The following is a 15,408-nucleotide window of genomic DNA, read 5'->3' as shown; positions in this document are numbered from 1 at the left end:
TGGTCGCTCGCCCTGCCCGCTCCGTGGTGGACCGGCTCCGTACCGACGGCCGGGCCGTCCGGCCCCGGCTGCGGATTCCGCGGTCCGCCCACGACGAGCCGACGGGCCGACGGCCGGTCAGAACTCGTGGGTGGGGGCCGCGGAGCTACGATCCACGGTTCGCCAGCGCTCTGGAAAGCTGCTAGCTTCTGTCCTATTTTGTCCTGCAGTCTGATCTACTACCCGGTGACGTTACCCGAGGGGTGACCGCACTCCGAGTACCGCCGTTCCGACGCGCACGTGTGTCGCCCCGGCGGCAACGGCCTGCTCCAGGTCACCGCTCATTCCTGCGGAAACCATGGTGGCAGCAGGATGGGCCGCCCGTACGGCGGTTGCGATTTCCGTCAACCGCTCGAAGGCCCGGGCCGGATCGCCGGCGAGCGGACCGGAGAGCGGAGCGACGGTCATCACACCGTCCAGTCGCAGCCCGGGCGCGTCGGCGATCGCGTCGGCCAGCGCCTCGACCTCCGACGGGGTCGCCCCGGCCCGGCCCTCGCCCTCGCCGTGCTCCTTCTCCAGCGCGACCTGCACCAGGCAGCCGAGCTCGGGCCGCTCGGCCTTGAGCACCGCCGCGGAGAGCGACTCCACCAGCCGCGGCCGGTCCACCGAGTGCACGTGGTTCGCGTACCGGACCACCGAGCGGACCTTGTTGGTCTGCAGCTGGCCGACGAAGTGCCAGTCCAGCGGAAGGTTTCTGCACTGCTCCGCCTTGGGCGCCGCGTCCTGGTCGCGGTTCTCCGCGACGTCGGTGACGCCCAGTGCGGCCAGCAGTGCGCTGTCCTGCGCCGGGTAGGTCTTGGTGACGACGATCAGCCGCACCTCGTCACGCGCCCGCCCCGCGGCCGCGCAGGCGTCGGCGATCCGGCGTTCGACCACGTCGAGGTTGGTCCCGAGTTCCTCGTACCGGGCCCGCTGGCCCGGCGTCAGGGCGGCGAGGAAATCCGCACCGCCCGGGAACGGTCCGTAGATGTCGTTCGTCATGAGTGATCAGAGCCCAACCAGACGTAGCTCGCGAGCCGGCCCGTGCGCTGCTCGCGGCGATAGGAGTAGTGATCGGCGGATTCGAGGGTGCAGACCGATGATCGCACCAACTCGGTGACGCCCGCAGCGGACAGCTGCGCCGCCACTCCCTCCGGCACGTCCAGGGCCGGGGTGCCCCAGGAAGTCTCGGCGTGCGCGGCCGGCACCAGCCGGGCCACCTCCGCACGCAGTTCCGCCGGCACCTCGTAGCAGCGGCCGCAGACCGCGGGCCCGGTCGCGGCGGTGATCCGCCCCGGCTCGGCGCCCAGCTCCACCATCGCCCGGACCGCCGCCGGCACCACCCCGGCCGCGAGCCCGGGCCGGCCCGCGTGGGCCGCGCCCACCACGCCCGCCACCGGATCGGCCAGCAGGACGGGCGTGCAGTCCGCAGTCAGCACCGCCAGCGCCAGCGGCCGGTCGGTGACCACCGCGTCGACGGTCGGCGCCTCCCCCGCGGACTGGCGCCGCGTCACCACGGCCACCTCCGCGCCGTGGACCTGGTTCATCCAGACCACGTCCGCCGGGTCGAGGCCCAGCGCGCCGGCCGCGATCGCCCGGTTGCGCCGGACGGCGTCCGGGTCGTCCCCCACCGCGCCGCCGAGGTTCAGCTCCCCGTACGGCGAAGTGCTCACCCCGCCCCACCGGTCGGTGAAGGCGAAGTGAGCACCGTTGCGTACTGCGTGATCGACCACTGCTTACTTCAGGAAGTCCGGCACGTCGAGCTCCTCGGCGGGGCTCTCCACGTACGGCTGGCGGGCCGGCTGCACCTGCGGCGGCACCGGAGCGGCGGTCGTGGTGGCCGGGCTCTCCGTCGAACGCGCCGGGGCGTCGCCCTCGGAGCGGGCCGTCACCGACCCGATGCTCCCGTACGAGGGCCGGGTCGCCGGACGCTCGGGGGCGGCCGGCGGCGGCGTGGCCGGGGTGGCCTTGACCACCGGGTCGCGGACGATCGCCGGGGGCTGGCCGCCGTCGAAGCCGGCCGCGATCACGGTGACCCGCACCTCGTCGCCGAGCGCGTCGTCGATCACCGCACCGAAGATGATGTTGGCCTCGGGGTGCGCGGCCTCGCTGACCAGCTGGGCGGACTCGTTGATCTCGAACAGGCCGAGGTCGGAGCCGCCGGAGATGGAGAGCAGCACGCCGCGGGCGCCGTCGATCGAGGCCTCCAGCAGCGGCGAGGAGATCGCCATCACGGCGGCCGCCTTGGCGCGGTCCTCGCCCCGGGCCGACCCGATGCCCATGAGCGCCGAACCGGCCTCCGACATGACGGACTTGACGTCCGCGAAGTCGAGGTTGATCAGACCGGGGGTGGTGATCAGGTCGGTGATGCCCTGGACGCCGGAGAGCAGCACCTGGTCGGCGGAGCGGAACGCGTCCAGCACGCTGACCTGGCGGTCCGAGATGGACAGCAGGCGGTCGTTGGGGATCACGATGAGGGTGTCGACCTCTTCGCGCAGGCCGGCGATGCCGTCCTCGGCCTGGTTCGCGCGGCGACGGCCCTCGAAGGTGAAGGGGCGGGTGACCACGCCGATGGTCAGCGCGCCGAGCGAGCGGGCGATGTTGGCGACGACCGGCGCGCCGCCCGTGCCGGTACCACCGCCCTCGCCCGCGGTCACGAAGACCATGTCGGCCCCCTTGAGGACCTCCTCGATCTCCTCGCGGTGGTCCTCGGCGGCCTTGCGGCCGACCTCGGGGTTGGCGCCGGCGCCGAGGCCCCGGGTGAGTTCACGGCCCACATCGAGCTTGACGTCGGCGTCGCTCATCAGGAGGGCCTGCGCATCGGTGTTGATCGCGATGAACTCGACGCCCTTGAGACCGACCTCGATCATCCGGTTGATGGCGTTGACACCACCGCCGCCGATGCCGACAACCTTGATGACTGCGAGGTAGTTCTGCGGTGCTGCCACGTCGAAGGCCTCTCGCCTCGAATTTCCGGGTCGGCCGGCCCCCTGTGGGGTGCCGTACCGACGGATGTCGATGGGTAGGGAGCCTGGTTTCTGACTGAATGTCCGAAATGCCGACCGCCGACCCCAACCCTAAACTTGACGTTTAGGGTTAGTGCTGTGCCTCCGTCACATCACCAGGAAGCACAGTCTGGTGACACAGGACACTAGGTGGCCCCGGGCACGTGTTTCAACGAACACGCCGAGCTTCCCTTTTTCTTTTGAGCCTATGTGATCATCAACCAGCTTATGAAACCGGGGTGACCACCAAGGGTCGGGCCGTCACCGAAAGGCGTCAACCCCTCCCCAGGGAGAGAACCTACCGGATCATCCCGACACCGCCGGCGCGTCCGGCGCACTGACGTCGAAGTTCGTACCCTTCTGACTCATCAGTGCCACCAGCACCCGGGCTTTTCGATCGATCTGGTCCGGACTCCCCCAGCGGACCGTGGCACCCCCGCTGAGCTGCAGCTGGATGTCGTCGTAGGAGTGCACCAGCACCGCCCCGGCCCGCTGCCGGACCTCGGCGGGCAGCCCGGCGGCGACCGCCACCGCCCCCTGGACCAACTGCGGACGGGACATCACCCCGGCCGCGTCGTTCGCCTGCTGACTGAGCCGCAGTTCGACCACCGGCACTCCGGCCGGGGCGGCGTCCTCGGTGGCGAAGCTCACGCCACCTGCGTCCACCTGGGTGAATCTGCCGTCGTCCCCCTTGACGGCGGCCACCGCGGTGCGCTGGGTGATCTTCACCCGCAGGGTGTGCGGCCAGCCCCGCCAGACCTCGGCCCGGGCCACCCGCGGGATCGCCTCCACCCGCCGGGTGGCGGCGTCCAGGTCGACCCGGGCCAGCGGGCCGGCACCGACCGTGCCGATCGCCGCGCGGACCTGGTCGACCGTCAGCCGGTCGTCCTGCACCCCCTGCACCGCGACGCTGCGCACGTCCAGGGCCGAGGAGAGGAAGACCAGCCAGGCCAGCCCGCCCAGCACCGAGGCGCCGAGCGCGGCCAGCACCGCGATGCCCCGCCGGGAGAGCCGGAGCCGGGGCGAGTACTCCTCGTCCCCGAACTCCACCTCCTCCCGCGGGTACCCCCGGCCGGAGGCCGGGGGTTGATCGGCGGGCCGACCGTCAGCCACGGCGGCGGCCACCCCTGGCGGCCTCGATCGCTTCGTAGACCATGCCGACCAGCAGGTCGTCGGCGTCCCGGCGGCCGAACTCGGCGGCGGCCCGGCTCATGTCCCAGAGCCGCTGCGGGTCGGTGAGCACCGGCAGGACGTTCTGCAGGACCCACTCCGGGGTCAGTTCCGCGTCGTCGACCAGCAGCCCGCCGCCGGCCTTGACCATCGGCTGGGCGTTCAGCCGCTGCTCGCCGTTGCCGATCGGCAGCGGGACGAAGGCGGCCGGCAGGCCCACCGCCGCCAGCTCGGCCACCGTCATGGCGCCGGCCCGGCAGAGCATCAGGTCGGCGGCGGCGTACGCGAGGTCCATCCGGTCCACGTACGGCACGGCGCGGTAGGGCGGCATCCCGGGGATGTCGTCCACCTGCGGCAGCTCGTTCTTCGGCCCGACCGCGTGCAGGATCTGCACGCCGTACTGCTGGAGCCGGGGCGCGATGGCGGTGACGGTCTCGTTGAGCCGGCGGGCGCCCTGCGAGCCGCCGGAGACCAGCAGCGTGGGCAGCCGCTGGTCGAGGCCGAAGTAGTGCCGGGCCTCCGGCCGGGCCGCGTTGCGGTCCAGGGTGGCGATGGTCCGGCGCAGCGGGATGCCGATGTACCGGGAGTCGCGCAGCTTGCTGTCCGGCGTGGAGACGGCGACGAAGTCGCTGTACCGGGCACCGATCTTGTTGGCCAGGCCGGGCCGGGCGTTGGCCTCGTGGACCACGATCGGCACCCCGGCCCGCTTGGCGGCCAGGTAGGCCGGCATCGCGACGTAGCCGCCGAAGCCGACCACGACGTCCGCCTTGACCCGCTCGATGATCTCCTGGGCGGCCCGGACGGTGCCGCGCAGCCGGCCCGGGACGGTGATCAGCTCGGGGGTGGGCTTGCGGGGCAGCGGAACGGCCGGGATCAGCTCCAGGTGGTAGCCCCGCTCGGGCACCAGCCGGGTCTCCAGGCCGCGCTCGGTGCCCAGGGCGGTGATCCCGATGGACGGGTCGTGCCTGCGGAGGGCGTCCGCGAGGGCGAGGGCCGGCTCGATGTGACCGGCGGTCCCCCCGCCGGCGAGTACGACATGCACCGAAATTCACCGCTCCCTGCGTGCCGGCACCGGGGCCGGGCGCGCTGTGGTTCGTCGTCGTGGCAGCACCCGGGCCAGTCGTCTCCTGATCCGGGAGTTCTTGCTCCGGGCGGCCAGGGCCGCCTTCGCGCCCGAGGTGCTGCGCGCGAGGCACAGCAGCACACCGATCACGGACATGGCCGACAGCATGGCGGAACCGCCGTAGGAGAACAGCGGGAGCGGGACGCCCGCGATGGGCAGCAGTCCCAGTGCCGACCCCAGGTTGATCACGGCCTGCGCCATGATCCACGTGGTGGCGGCCCCCGCGGCGTACCTGACGAAGGGGTCCTTCGTACCGATGGCCACACGGATACCCGCGTAGCCTAGTGCCGCGAAGAGACCGATCACCGACAGCGTCCCCACCAGACCCAGTTCCTCGCCCGTCGTGGCGAAGATGAAGTCGGTGTGCGCCTCCGGGAGCTGGCCCCATTTCTCGACGCCGGCGCCGAGGCCGGAACCGAACAGACCGCCCAGTCCGAACGAGTACACCCCGTGCAGCGCCTGGAAGCACGCGCCGGCCGGGTCGAGCTTGGTCACCCCGATGCAGGAGAGCCGTTCGGCCCGGTGCGGGACGGTGACCACCAGGGCGGTGCAGACCACGACGGCGACGCCGAGGGTGGCGACGAACAGCCGCATCGGGGCGCCGACCATCCAGAGCAGGCCGAACAGCATGGCGACCAGGATCATCGAGGTGCCCATGTCGCCGCCGAGCATGATCATCGCGAGCAGCAGCAGCGCGCCCGGCACCAGCGGGACCAGCAGGTGCTTCCACTGGTCGAGGGTGCCGGTCCGCTGCTTGCGGGCGAGCAGGTCGGCCCCCCAGAGCACCAGCGCGAGCTTGGCGAACTCGGACGGCTGGAACTGGAAGAAGCCCAGATCCAGCCAGTTCCGGTTGCCGTTGACCTCCACCCCGACCCCGGGGATCGCGACCAGCGCGAGCGCACCGATCACGCCGAACATCACGGGGTAGACGATCACCCGGAGCACCGCCACCGGGACCAGCGCGAAGCCGACCAGCAGCGAGAAGCCGAGCAGCACCGCGACCAGTTGCTTGAAGAAGTAGAACTGGGTGGACCGGTGCTGGCCCAGCGCCAGGATCTGCGAGGCCGAGAAGACCATCATCAGGCCGAGCACCACGAGCAGCAGCGTCGCGCCGATGATCAGCAGATAGGGCGTGAGCGGCCGGTCCAGGGTGTACCGCAGACGGGCCCGGAAGGCCTGCAGACGGGCCAACGGGCCGGCCGACTTGTAGGCGGTCGTGGTGGCCGAGAGCACCCGCCACGGATCGCCGGAGCCCTTTCCCGGCGTACCGGAACCGCCCTCCCTGCCCTGCCCCGCCACCACGCTGCCCCTCATTCCTTTTGAGGCTCGGCTCGCCTCCGGGGCGCTTTGACCCGGCGCCGACACTCGTCGCTCCAACGCCCCTCGTTCCTCGGGGCGTCCTCGCTCCACCCTTTCGGCACCGGCGCGCCCCTTCGGCTCGCTCGCCCGTGCACTGGTCGGCGGGCCGAGCCGGACGTCTGTGCGAGCCAGGCCGGGCGGCCCGTGCACCGGTCGGCGGCCGAGTCGGACGTCCGGGCGAACGGGACGGGCCGCCGTGCACGGGCGGATGAGCCGAGTCGGACGTCCGGGCGAACCGGCCGGCCGGCCGTCAGCTGTCCGCGAGCTCCCGGACCGCCGCGGCGAAGAGGTCGCCGCGCTCGCCGTAGTTGGTGAACATGTCCATCGAGGCGCAGGCCGGGGCCAGCAGCACCGTGTCACCCGATCGGGCGAGTGACGCGGCCGTACGGACCACCTCGGTCATCGCCACCGCGCCAGTCTGGCCCTCGGCCGCCTCGATCACCGGGACATCCGGCGCGTGTCGCGCCAGCGCGTCCCGGATCACCCCGCGGTCCTGGCCGATCAGCACCACGGCGCGCAGCCGCTCGGCCGCGCCCTGGACCAGGTCGTCGAACGCGGCGCCCTTGGCCAGCCCGCCGGCGATCCAGACCACCGGCCGGTACGCGGCCAGCGAGGCCGCGGCGGCATGGGTGTTGGTGGCCTTGGAGTCGTCGATGTACGTGACCCCGGCGACCACGCCGACCTCGGCGATCCGGTGGGCGTCCGGGCGGAAGGCCCGCAGCCCCTCCCGGACGGCCGCGGCGTCCACCCCGTACGCCCGGGCGAGGGCGGCGGCGGCGAGCGCGTTGGCGATGTTGTGCGGGGCCGGCGGGTGGACGTCGGCGACCGAGCCCAGCTCGGCGGCGTTCTTGTCCCGGTCCGGCACGAAGGCGCGGTCCACCAGCAGGCCGTCGACGACACCGAGGTTCGACAGGCCGGGCGAGCCGAGGCCGAATCCGATCGCCCGGCAGCCCTCCTCGACGTCGGCCTCGCGGACCAGCGCCTCGGTGGCCGGGTCGGCCAGGTTGTACACGCAGGCGACGACGTTGCCCTCGTAGATCCGGCCCTTGTCGGCGGCGTACGCCTCCATCGAGCCGTGCCAGTCGAGGTGGTCGGGTGCCAGGTTGAGCACGGCCGCCGCGTACGGGCGCAGCGAGGGCGCCCAGTGCAGCTGGTAGCTGGAGAGCTCGACGGCGAGCACGTCGTACGGCTCCTCGGCGAGCACCGCGTCCAGCACCGAGACCCCGACGTTGCCGACGGCGGCGGTGCGCCGGCCGGCGGCGGTGAGGATCGAGGCGAGCATCTGGACGGTGGTGGTCTTGCCGTTGGTGCCGGTGACGGCCAGCCAGGGGGCCGGCTCGCCGGTGGACGCCAGCGGCGCGCGCAGGCGCCAGGCCAGTTCGACGTCGCCCCAGACCTCGACGCCGGCCGCCTCGGCGGCGGCGAACAGCGGGCTGCTGGGCGGCCAGCCCGGCGAGGTGACGACCAGCCGGGTGCCCTCGGGCAGGCTGTCGCCGTCGCCGAGGCGGACGGTGACGCCCAGTGCCCGCAGCTCGGCGGCGCGGGCCTCCAGGCCCGGGCCGGAGCCGCCGTCCACGACCGTGACCAGCGCGCCGAGGCCGTGCAGCACCCGGGCGGCGCTGATGCCGGAGACGCCCAGGCCGGCGACGGCGACCGGCAGTCCGGTCCACACCGGTCCGGTCATCCCGTCACCCATCCCGCGTAGAAGAGGCCGAGACCGACGGCCACGCAGAGGCCCTGGATGATCCAGAACCGGACCACGATCAGGACCTCGGTCCAGCCCTTGAGTTCGAAGTGGTGCTGCAGCGGGGCCATCTTGAAGACCCGCTTGCCGGTCATCCGGAAGGAGCCGACCTGGATGATCACCGAGAGGGTGATGATCACGTAGAGGCCGCCGAGCAGCGCGAGCAGCAGCTCGGTGCGCGAGCAGATCGCCAGACCGGCCAGGGCGCCGCCGAGGGCGAGCGAGCCGGTGTCACCCATGAAGATCTTGGCGGGCGAGGTGTTCCACCAGAGGAAGCCGAAGCAGGAGCCCATCAGGGCGGCGGCGACCACCGCGAGGTCCAGCGGGTCGCGGACGTCGTAGCAGCTGGAGGTGGCCGAGATCGCGTAGGCGCAGCTCTGGCCGTACTCCCAGACGCCGATGAACGTGTAGGCGCCGAAGACCATCACCGAGGCGCCGGTGGCCAGGCCGTCGAGGCCGTCCGTCAGGTTCACGCCGTTCGACATCGCGGCGATCATGAAGTACGCGAAGATGACGAACAGCACCGGGCCGATCGACCAGCCGAAGTCCCGGACGAAGGAGAGGTGCTGGGAGGCCGGGGAGAGCCCGCGGTCGTCGCTGAACTGCAGCGCGAGGATCGCGAAGGCGAGGCCCACGAACGACTGGCCGAAGAGCTTGGCCTTGGCCCGCAGGCCGAGCGAACGGCGCTTGACGACCTTGATGTAGTCGTCCAGGAAGCCGACCAGGCCCAGACCGACCGTCAGGAACAGCACCAGCAGACCGGAGGCGGTCGGCGAGTCGCCCGTTATCGCCTTGGTCGCGAAGTAGGCGATCAGCGTCGCCAGGATGAAGGCGATGCCGCCCATGGTGGGCGTGCCCTTCTTGCTGTGGTGCGCCTTGGGGCCGTCGTCGCGGATGTACTGGCCGTAGCCGCGCTTGGCGAGCAGCTTGATCAGGGCCGGGGTCCCGAGCAGCGAGAGGACGAGGCCGATCATGCCGGAGAAGAGGATCTGCTTCATTACTCGGCCGCACCGTCCGCGAGCAGTGCCTCGGCCACCTTCTCGAGCCCCACCGAACGGGAAGCCTTCACCAGGACCACATCCCCCGGCCGAAGCTGACTGCGCAGCAGTTCGACCGCCGCGTCCGCGTCGGACACCAGCACCGACTCCTCACCCCACGAACCTTCGTTCCTAGCGCCCAGTTCCATGCAGGCCGCCTCGCGTCCGCCGACCGCCACCAGCTTGGTGACGTCCAGCCGTACCGCGAGCCGCCCGATGGCGTCGTGCTCGGCCAGGCTGTCCTCGCCGAGCTCCCGCATCTCGCCGAGCACCGCCCAGGTGCGGCGGCGCTCCGGGCCGCGCCCTCCGATCGAGACCAGCGCCCGCAGCGCGGCCCGCATCGAGTCGGGGTTCGCGTTGTAGGCGTCGTTCACGACGGTGAGACCATCGGCCCGGTCGACGACCTCCATGCGCCAGCGGGACAGCGCACCCGCCTCGCTCAGCGCTTCGGCGGTGTCATCGACGGACATCCCGAGCTCCACCGCCACCGCTGCGGCGGCGAGGGCGTTCGAGACGTGGTGCTCACCGTACAGGCGCAGCTGCACGGGTGCGGAACCGGCCGGGGTGGTCAGCGTGAACGATGGCCGTCCGGTGGAGTCCAGGCGAACATCCTGTGCCCGGACGTGCGCCTCGCGGGACTCCCCGAAGTACACCACCCGGGCCCTGGTGCGGGAGGCCATCGCGCGCACCAGCGGGTCGTCGGCGTTGAGGATCGCCGCACCGTCCGCCGGCAGCGCCTCGACCAGCTCGCCCTTCGCCTCGGCGATCGCCTGCTGGGAGCCGAACTCGCCGACGTGGGCGGTGCCGACGTTCAGCACCAGGCCGATCCGCGGCGGGGTGATCGAGGTGAGGTACTCGATGTCGCCCTTGTGCCGGGCGCCCATCTCCATCACCAGGTGCCGGGTGCCGGCCTCGACCCGCAGCGCCGTCATCGGGTGCCCGATCTCGTTGTTGAGCGAGCCGGGCGGGTAGACGGTGTCGCCGAGCCGCTGGAGCAGTTGGGCGATCAGGTCCTTGGTGCTGGTCTTGCCGGCCGAGCCGGTCAGCGCGACCACGGTGGTGGATTCGGCGCGGGCCACCACCGCCCGGGCCAGCTTGCCGAGTGCGTCCACCACGCTGTCGACCAGGACGGCGGGCACCCCGACCGGGCGGGCGGCCAGCACCGCGACGGCGCCGGCGGCGACCGCCTTCTCGGCATAGTCGTGGCCGTCCACGTGTTCGCCGGCGAAGGCCGCGAACAGGCAGCCGGGGCGCACCTTGCGGGAGTCGACCTCGACCGGGCCGGTGACCGGGGTGTCGGGGTCGGCGCCGTCCAGGGTGCCTCCGACGGCTGCGGCCACCTCGGCGAGGGTCAGTGCGATCACGGCTGCTCTACTCCTCCGGTGCCCCGGGCGGCCGTGGTCCGCGTGATCGAGTCCCGCAGTACCTCCCGGTCGTCGAAGGGGCGGATCTCGTCTCTTACGTACTGGCCGAGCTCATGGCCCTTGCCGGCCACCAGCACGGTGTCACCGGCCTGGGCGCGGGCCACCGCGAGGTGGACCGCCTCGGCCCGGTCGGGCACGACCAGGACGGCGCCGCGCTCGGCCTCGGGCACCGAGGCGGCGCCCGTGAGCATGGTGGCGAGGATCGCCAACGGGTCCTCGCTGCGCGGGTTGTCGCTGGTCAACAGGGCGGTGTCGGCGAGCTCGGCGGCGATGGCGCCCATCGGGGCGCGCTTGTGCGGGTCGCGGTCGCCGCCGCAGCCCACCACGACGTGCAGCCGGCCCTTGGTGACCTCGCGCAGTGAGGCGAGGACGGCGCGCAGGGCGTCCGGCTTGTGGGCGTAGTCGACCACCGCGACGAACGGCTGCCCGGCGTCCACCCGCTCCAGCCGGCCCGGCACGCCGGGCACCTCGGCGATCCCTGCGACGACCTGCTCCAGCGGCAGCCCGGCGGTCACCAGCACGGTGATCGCGGCCAGCGCGTTGGCGACGTTGAACGGCCCCGGCAGCGGGACGGCCGCGTCGGCCTCGGCGCCGTCCGGGCCGAGCACCCGGAAGGTCGAGCCGATCGGGCCGAGCTGGACGTCCACCGCGCGCCAGTCGGCCTCGGCCGCGCCGGTCGCGGAGAACGAGGTGACCGGGATCTTCGCCTCGGCGACCAGCCGGCGCCCGTAGGCGTCGTCCAGGTTGGCCACTCCGAGCCGGGACTTGCCGGGCTGGAAGAGCCGGGCCTTCGCCTGGAAGTAGTCCTCCATGTCCGGGTGGAAGTCGAGGTGCTCCGGCGTGAGGTTGTTGAACAGCGCGACGTCGTAGACGACGCCGTCGGTCCGGCCGAAGACCAGCGCGTGGCTAGAGACCTCCATGGTCACCGCGTCCGCGCCGCGCTCCCCCATCACGCCGAGGATCGCGTGCAGGTCGGTGGCCTCGGGGGTGGTGCGCTCGCTCTTGATCCGCTCGTCGCCGACCCGCATCTCGACGGTGCCGATCACGCCGGGGCTGTGCCCGGCGCCGCGCAGACCGCCCTCGACCAGGTAGGAGGTGGTGGTCTTGCCGTTGGTGCCGGTCAGCCCGATCATCAGCAGCCGGTCGGCGGGGCGGCCGTAGACCGCGGCGGCCAGTTCGCCCATCCGGGCCCGCGGCCGGTCGACCACCAGCGACGGCAGACCGCTGCCGGCCGCCTGTTCGGCACCGGCCGGGTCGGTGAGCAGCGCCACCGCGCCGGCGGCCGCGGCCTGGGCCGCGAAGGCCGCGCCGTGGTGGTTGGCGCCCGGGAAGGCCACGTAGACGTCGCCGGGGCGCACCGCGCGGGAGTCGTGGGTGACGCCGGTGACCGGGCCCCCCTCGACCGGCGCGAGGCCGAGCAGACGGGCCAGCTCGGCGAGCGGCAGGGCCTTCACCCCGGCGGGGCGGGGCGGGCTCACGGTGATTTGATCGGGTTTCGGCACGGCGGGCAGGCTATCCGCCGAAGGGCGTCCAGGGCCAAACCGGGCCCTCGCCGTGCCGTCGTCCCGCCCGGCCCGCTCGTTGCTCATGGTCGATCACGGCTTCCACTCGACGGGCAGGTTGGGTGCCTCGCTGCCGCTCGGCGGCACCTGCAGGGTCTTCAGGGTGAACTCCATCACCTGCTTGAACACCGGACCGCAGAGCTGGCCGCCGAAGTGGCCGTTGACCGGGTCCTGGATCACGCAGGAGACGGTGACCCGGGGCGCGTCGGCCGGCGCGAAGCCGATGAACGAGGCGGTGTACCCGCGGTATCCGCCGGTCTTCGGGTCCACCCGGTTGGCGGTGCCGGTCTTGCCGGCCACCCGGTAGCCGGGGACGGCGGCCTTGCCGCCGGTGCCCTGCTCGTCGGTGACGACCGATTCCAGCATCTCGGTGAGCGTCTTCGCGGTCTGCTCGCTGACCACCCGGGTCTGGGCCCCCGGCGCGGCCGGGGTGTACCTGCCGTCCGGCGAGGTGGTGCCCTGGACCACGCTCGGCGCCACGCGCACGCCCCCGTTGGCGATCGTGGAGTAGACCGAGGTGGCCTGGAGGGCGCTGAGGGTCATCGGGCCCTGCCCGAAGGTGATGTTGTACTTCTCCGAGGCCACGAGGTCCTCCGGCTTCTTCAGCTTTCCGGCGGCCTCGCCCGGGAAGCCCAGCCCGGTGGGCTGCGCCACCCCGAACTTGCGCAGGTAGCCGTCGAGCACCCGGTTGGCCTCCGGCTGGTCGGCGCCGAGCGTCTCGAAGGCCTCGATGGTGCCGATGTTGGAGGACTTGGCCAGCACCCCGGCCAGGGTCAGGTACCAGGTGCCGTGGTCGACGTCGTCCTGGAAGTTGACGTCGGCCCGCTGAAGCCGCCCGGGCACCGTCACCTTGGTGTCCCAGGTGGCCTTGCCGCTGTCCAGCACCGCGGCCATCGTCATCAGCTTCGCCGTGCTGCCCGGCTCGTAGGAGTCCTGCAGGGCCGGGTTGCCGAGCTGGGAGGACTTGGCCGTGCTCAGGTCGTTGGGGTTGAAGCCGGGCGAGGTGGCCATGGCCAGGACCTGACCGGTCTTCACGTCCTGGACGACGACGTAGCCCTTCTCCGCCCCGGCGTTGGCGACCTGGTCGGTGATGGCGCGCTGGGCGGCCCACTGGATGTCCCGGTTGACGGTCAGCCGCAGGTCGGTGCCGGGCACGGCCTGGTCCAGCGAGCCGCCGGCGGTGGGCACCAGCCGGCCGCCCGCCTGGGCGTAGCTGCTGCGGCCGTCCTTGCCGGCGAGCTGCTTCTGGTACTGCTGCTCCAGGCCGCCGGCGCCCTCGCCCTCGGCGTTGACGAAGCCGACCAGGTTGGAGGCCAGCCCGTCCGAGGGGTAGACGCGCTTCTGGGTGTCCCGGTTGAAGACGCCGGCCAGCGGGTTGGCGCACTCGTTGTCCACCCTGGTCCGGCCGCCCTCCTCGGCCGACTTGGTCAGCAGGCGCTTCTGGGCCAGGCAGGCCTTGGAGTTCGCCTGCTTCTCCAGGCCCGACTTGAGGTCGCTGATCTGGTTCTTGACGTCCGGGCTCTGCTGGGCGGCGAGCCGCTTGTAGCGGGTCTTGGGGGTGTGCAGGTCGGCGGCGAGCTTCTCCTTGGACAGGCCGAGGATCGGCGCGAGCAGCGCGGCCGCCTGCTCGGGGGCGTCCGGGACGCCCGCGGCCTCCGGGGTGAACATGGCCGGGTCCGCGGTGATGTCGTAGGCGTCGACGGTGGTGGCGAGGGCGACGCCGTCGGCGGACGTTATCGAGCCGCGCTCGGCGGTGATCGGGATGCTCAGGTAGCGGTTGGTGTTGGCGTCGGCGGCCAGTGCGTCGGAGTCCAGCAGCTGGAGCTGGACGAGGCGGCCGGCGAAGACCGAGAACACCAGGAACAGCGCGACGGTGACCACCCGCAGCCGGCGGCGCGGGTCGGCCAGCCGGATCGCCCTGGCCTGGGGGCGCTGCGGCGGGCGGGACTTCGGGCGCGGGCGGCCGGGCAGCCGGCCCTCCGGGCGGCGCTGGCCCGGGGTGCGGAGCGGTCGGCGGGCGGCCTTGGGGTCGCCGGTTCCGGCCGACTGCGCCCGCGGGGGCCGCGGCATGGCCGACTGGGCCTTGACGGACTGGGCCTTCCGGGGTCCTGCCGCCTTCGGGGACTGCGCCTTCGGCGGCTGGGCCTTCGGGGGCTGCTTCGCCCGGGCGGGCTGCGGCTTGGCCGGCTGGGCCTTCGCGGGCTGCGCCTTGCCGGGCTCAGCCCGGCCGGCCTGGCCGCGCGGGGTCTGCCGCGGTGCGGCGCCCTTGGCGACGAATCGGCGGCCACCGGCGCCGCCGGTCCCGCCGGTGGGCTGTCGGGGCGTGCTCATCGGCCCGCACCTCCGGTCGCGGTCGGCGCCGGCTGGGGCGCGGCCGGCGAACCGGCGGGGGCGGGGGCGGCCGGAGCGGCCGGGTTGATCTGGACGGTGGTGTCACCGCCGGGCGCCGGCGCGGCCGGCCCACCCGGCTGGGCACTCGGCGACGGCTGCTTCCCGGGCCACGGCTCGGCGGTGGACCGTTTCACCGGGGGGCTGTCCTGGGCCGGTCCGGGCGTGCCGAGCACCTTGCCGCCGTTCGGGACGTCCAGGAAGGCCATCCCCCCGGCGGGCACCATGCCCAGCTCGGTGGCCCGGCGGGCGAGCGCGTCCGGTGCGGAGTTCTGGTCGATCTGGTGCTGCAGGCCCTGCTGCTCGTCGGTGAGCACGGTGGTCTGCCGCTGCAGTCTGGACAGCTCGAAGGAGCCCTCGTTGAGGGCGGTGTTCAACGCCAGCAGGCCGAGCAGCCCGGCCGCGAGCAGCACCACGACCAGGACCGCGAACGGTGTCCTCCCCCGCACCGGGCGCCGCCCGGGCCGCACCGTGATCCGCGCCCTGCCGCCCTGCCCGGGGAGCACCGCGCTCCCCGCCCCGCCTCCGGCCACCGGCCCCACGCTGTTCCCTCCGCCCTTCGGACCGCCCCGTGAACC

At 72.9% G+C, this 15,408-nt stretch carries 12 protein-coding genes; all 12 read right to left on the bottom strand.

Features of this window, described 5'->3' with window-relative positions; all coding sequences use genetic code 11:
* Positions 1 to 231: 231 nt before the first annotated feature.
* Complete coding sequence (locus ABT263_RS03740) at positions 232 to 1,020, bottom strand: YggS family pyridoxal phosphate-dependent enzyme (protein WP_329487251.1); 789 nt, start codon at positions 1,018 to 1,020, stop codon at positions 232 to 234.
* A complete protein-coding gene (gene pgeF / locus ABT263_RS03735; protein WP_352287130.1) occupies positions 1,017 to 1,751 on the bottom strand; it encodes a peptidoglycan editing factor PgeF in 735 nt (244 codons plus the stop codon). The genes ABT263_RS03740 and pgeF overlap by 4 nt, the downstream gene beginning before the upstream one ends.
* A 3-nt stretch (positions 1,752 to 1,754) precedes the next feature.
* Positions 1,755 to 2,966, bottom strand: a complete 1,212-nt coding sequence (gene ftsZ, locus ABT263_RS03730; protein WP_329487253.1) for a cell division protein FtsZ — start codon at positions 2,964 to 2,966, stop codon at positions 1,755 to 1,757.
* A gap of 363 nt (positions 2,967 to 3,329) precedes the next feature.
* On the bottom strand, positions 3,330 to 4,073 hold the full coding sequence (locus ABT263_RS03725) for a cell division protein FtsQ/DivIB (protein ID WP_352287128.1): 744 nt from the start codon (positions 4,071 to 4,073) through the stop codon (positions 3,330 to 3,332).
* 55 nt (positions 4,074 to 4,128) lie between these two features.
* Positions 4,129 to 5,235, bottom strand: coding sequence for an undecaprenyldiphospho-muramoylpentapeptide beta-N-acetylglucosaminyltransferase (gene murG, locus ABT263_RS03720; protein ID WP_329487255.1), 1,107 nt, complete (start codon positions 5,233 to 5,235; stop codon positions 4,129 to 4,131).
* 6 nt (positions 5,236 to 5,241) lie between these two features.
* Positions 5,242 to 6,630 (bottom strand): putative lipid II flippase FtsW, encoded by a 1,389-nt coding sequence (gene ftsW / locus ABT263_RS03715; protein WP_352287125.1) that lies wholly within the window; start codon positions 6,628 to 6,630, stop codon positions 5,242 to 5,244.
* Positions 6,631 to 6,925: 295 nt separating this feature from the next.
* A complete protein-coding gene (murD, locus tag ABT263_RS03710) occupies positions 6,926 to 8,359 on the bottom strand; it encodes a UDP-N-acetylmuramoyl-L-alanine--D-glutamate ligase (RefSeq protein ID WP_352287123.1) in 1,434 nt (477 codons plus the stop codon).
* Positions 8,356 to 9,417 (bottom strand): phospho-N-acetylmuramoyl-pentapeptide-transferase, encoded by a 1,062-nt coding sequence (gene mraY, locus ABT263_RS03705; RefSeq protein ID WP_329487257.1) that lies wholly within the window; start codon positions 9,415 to 9,417, stop codon positions 8,356 to 8,358. The genes murD and mraY overlap by 4 nt, the downstream gene beginning before the upstream one ends.
* Positions 9,417 to 10,820 (bottom strand): UDP-N-acetylmuramoyl-tripeptide--D-alanyl-D-alanine ligase, encoded by a 1,404-nt coding sequence (locus ABT263_RS03700; protein WP_329487258.1) that lies wholly within the window; start codon positions 10,818 to 10,820, stop codon positions 9,417 to 9,419. Before ABT263_RS03700 ends, mraY begins: the two co-directional genes overlap by 1 nt.
* Positions 10,817 to 12,469 carry a UDP-N-acetylmuramoyl-L-alanyl-D-glutamate--2,6-diaminopimelate ligase gene (locus ABT263_RS03695; protein WP_380382770.1) on the bottom strand — a complete coding sequence of 551 codons (1,653 nt, stop codon included), beginning with the start codon at positions 12,467 to 12,469 and terminating at the stop codon, positions 10,817 to 10,819. The genes ABT263_RS03700 and ABT263_RS03695 overlap by 4 nt, the downstream gene beginning before the upstream one ends.
* A gap of 6 nt (positions 12,470 to 12,475) precedes the next feature.
* Positions 12,476 to 14,773, bottom strand: a complete 2,298-nt coding sequence (locus ABT263_RS03690) for a peptidoglycan D,D-transpeptidase FtsI family protein (protein ID WP_352287118.1) — start codon at positions 14,771 to 14,773, stop codon at positions 12,476 to 12,478.
* Positions 14,770 to 15,363: a cell division protein FtsL gene (ftsL, locus tag ABT263_RS03685; RefSeq protein WP_352287115.1), complete on the bottom strand. Its 594-nt coding sequence runs from the start codon at positions 15,361 to 15,363 to the stop codon at positions 14,770 to 14,772. The genes ABT263_RS03690 and ftsL overlap by 4 nt, the downstream gene beginning before the upstream one ends.
* Between the last annotated feature and the right edge of the window lie 45 nt (positions 15,364 to 15,408).

The sequence above is a fragment of the Kitasatospora sp. NPDC001603 genome, from assembly GCF_040298365.1.
In the GTDB taxonomy this organism is placed as follows: Bacteria; Actinomycetota; Actinomycetes; order Streptomycetales; family Streptomycetaceae; genus Kitasatospora.
Note: the sequence above shows the minus strand (reverse complement) of the source record. Positions and strands in the feature narration are given on the sequence as shown.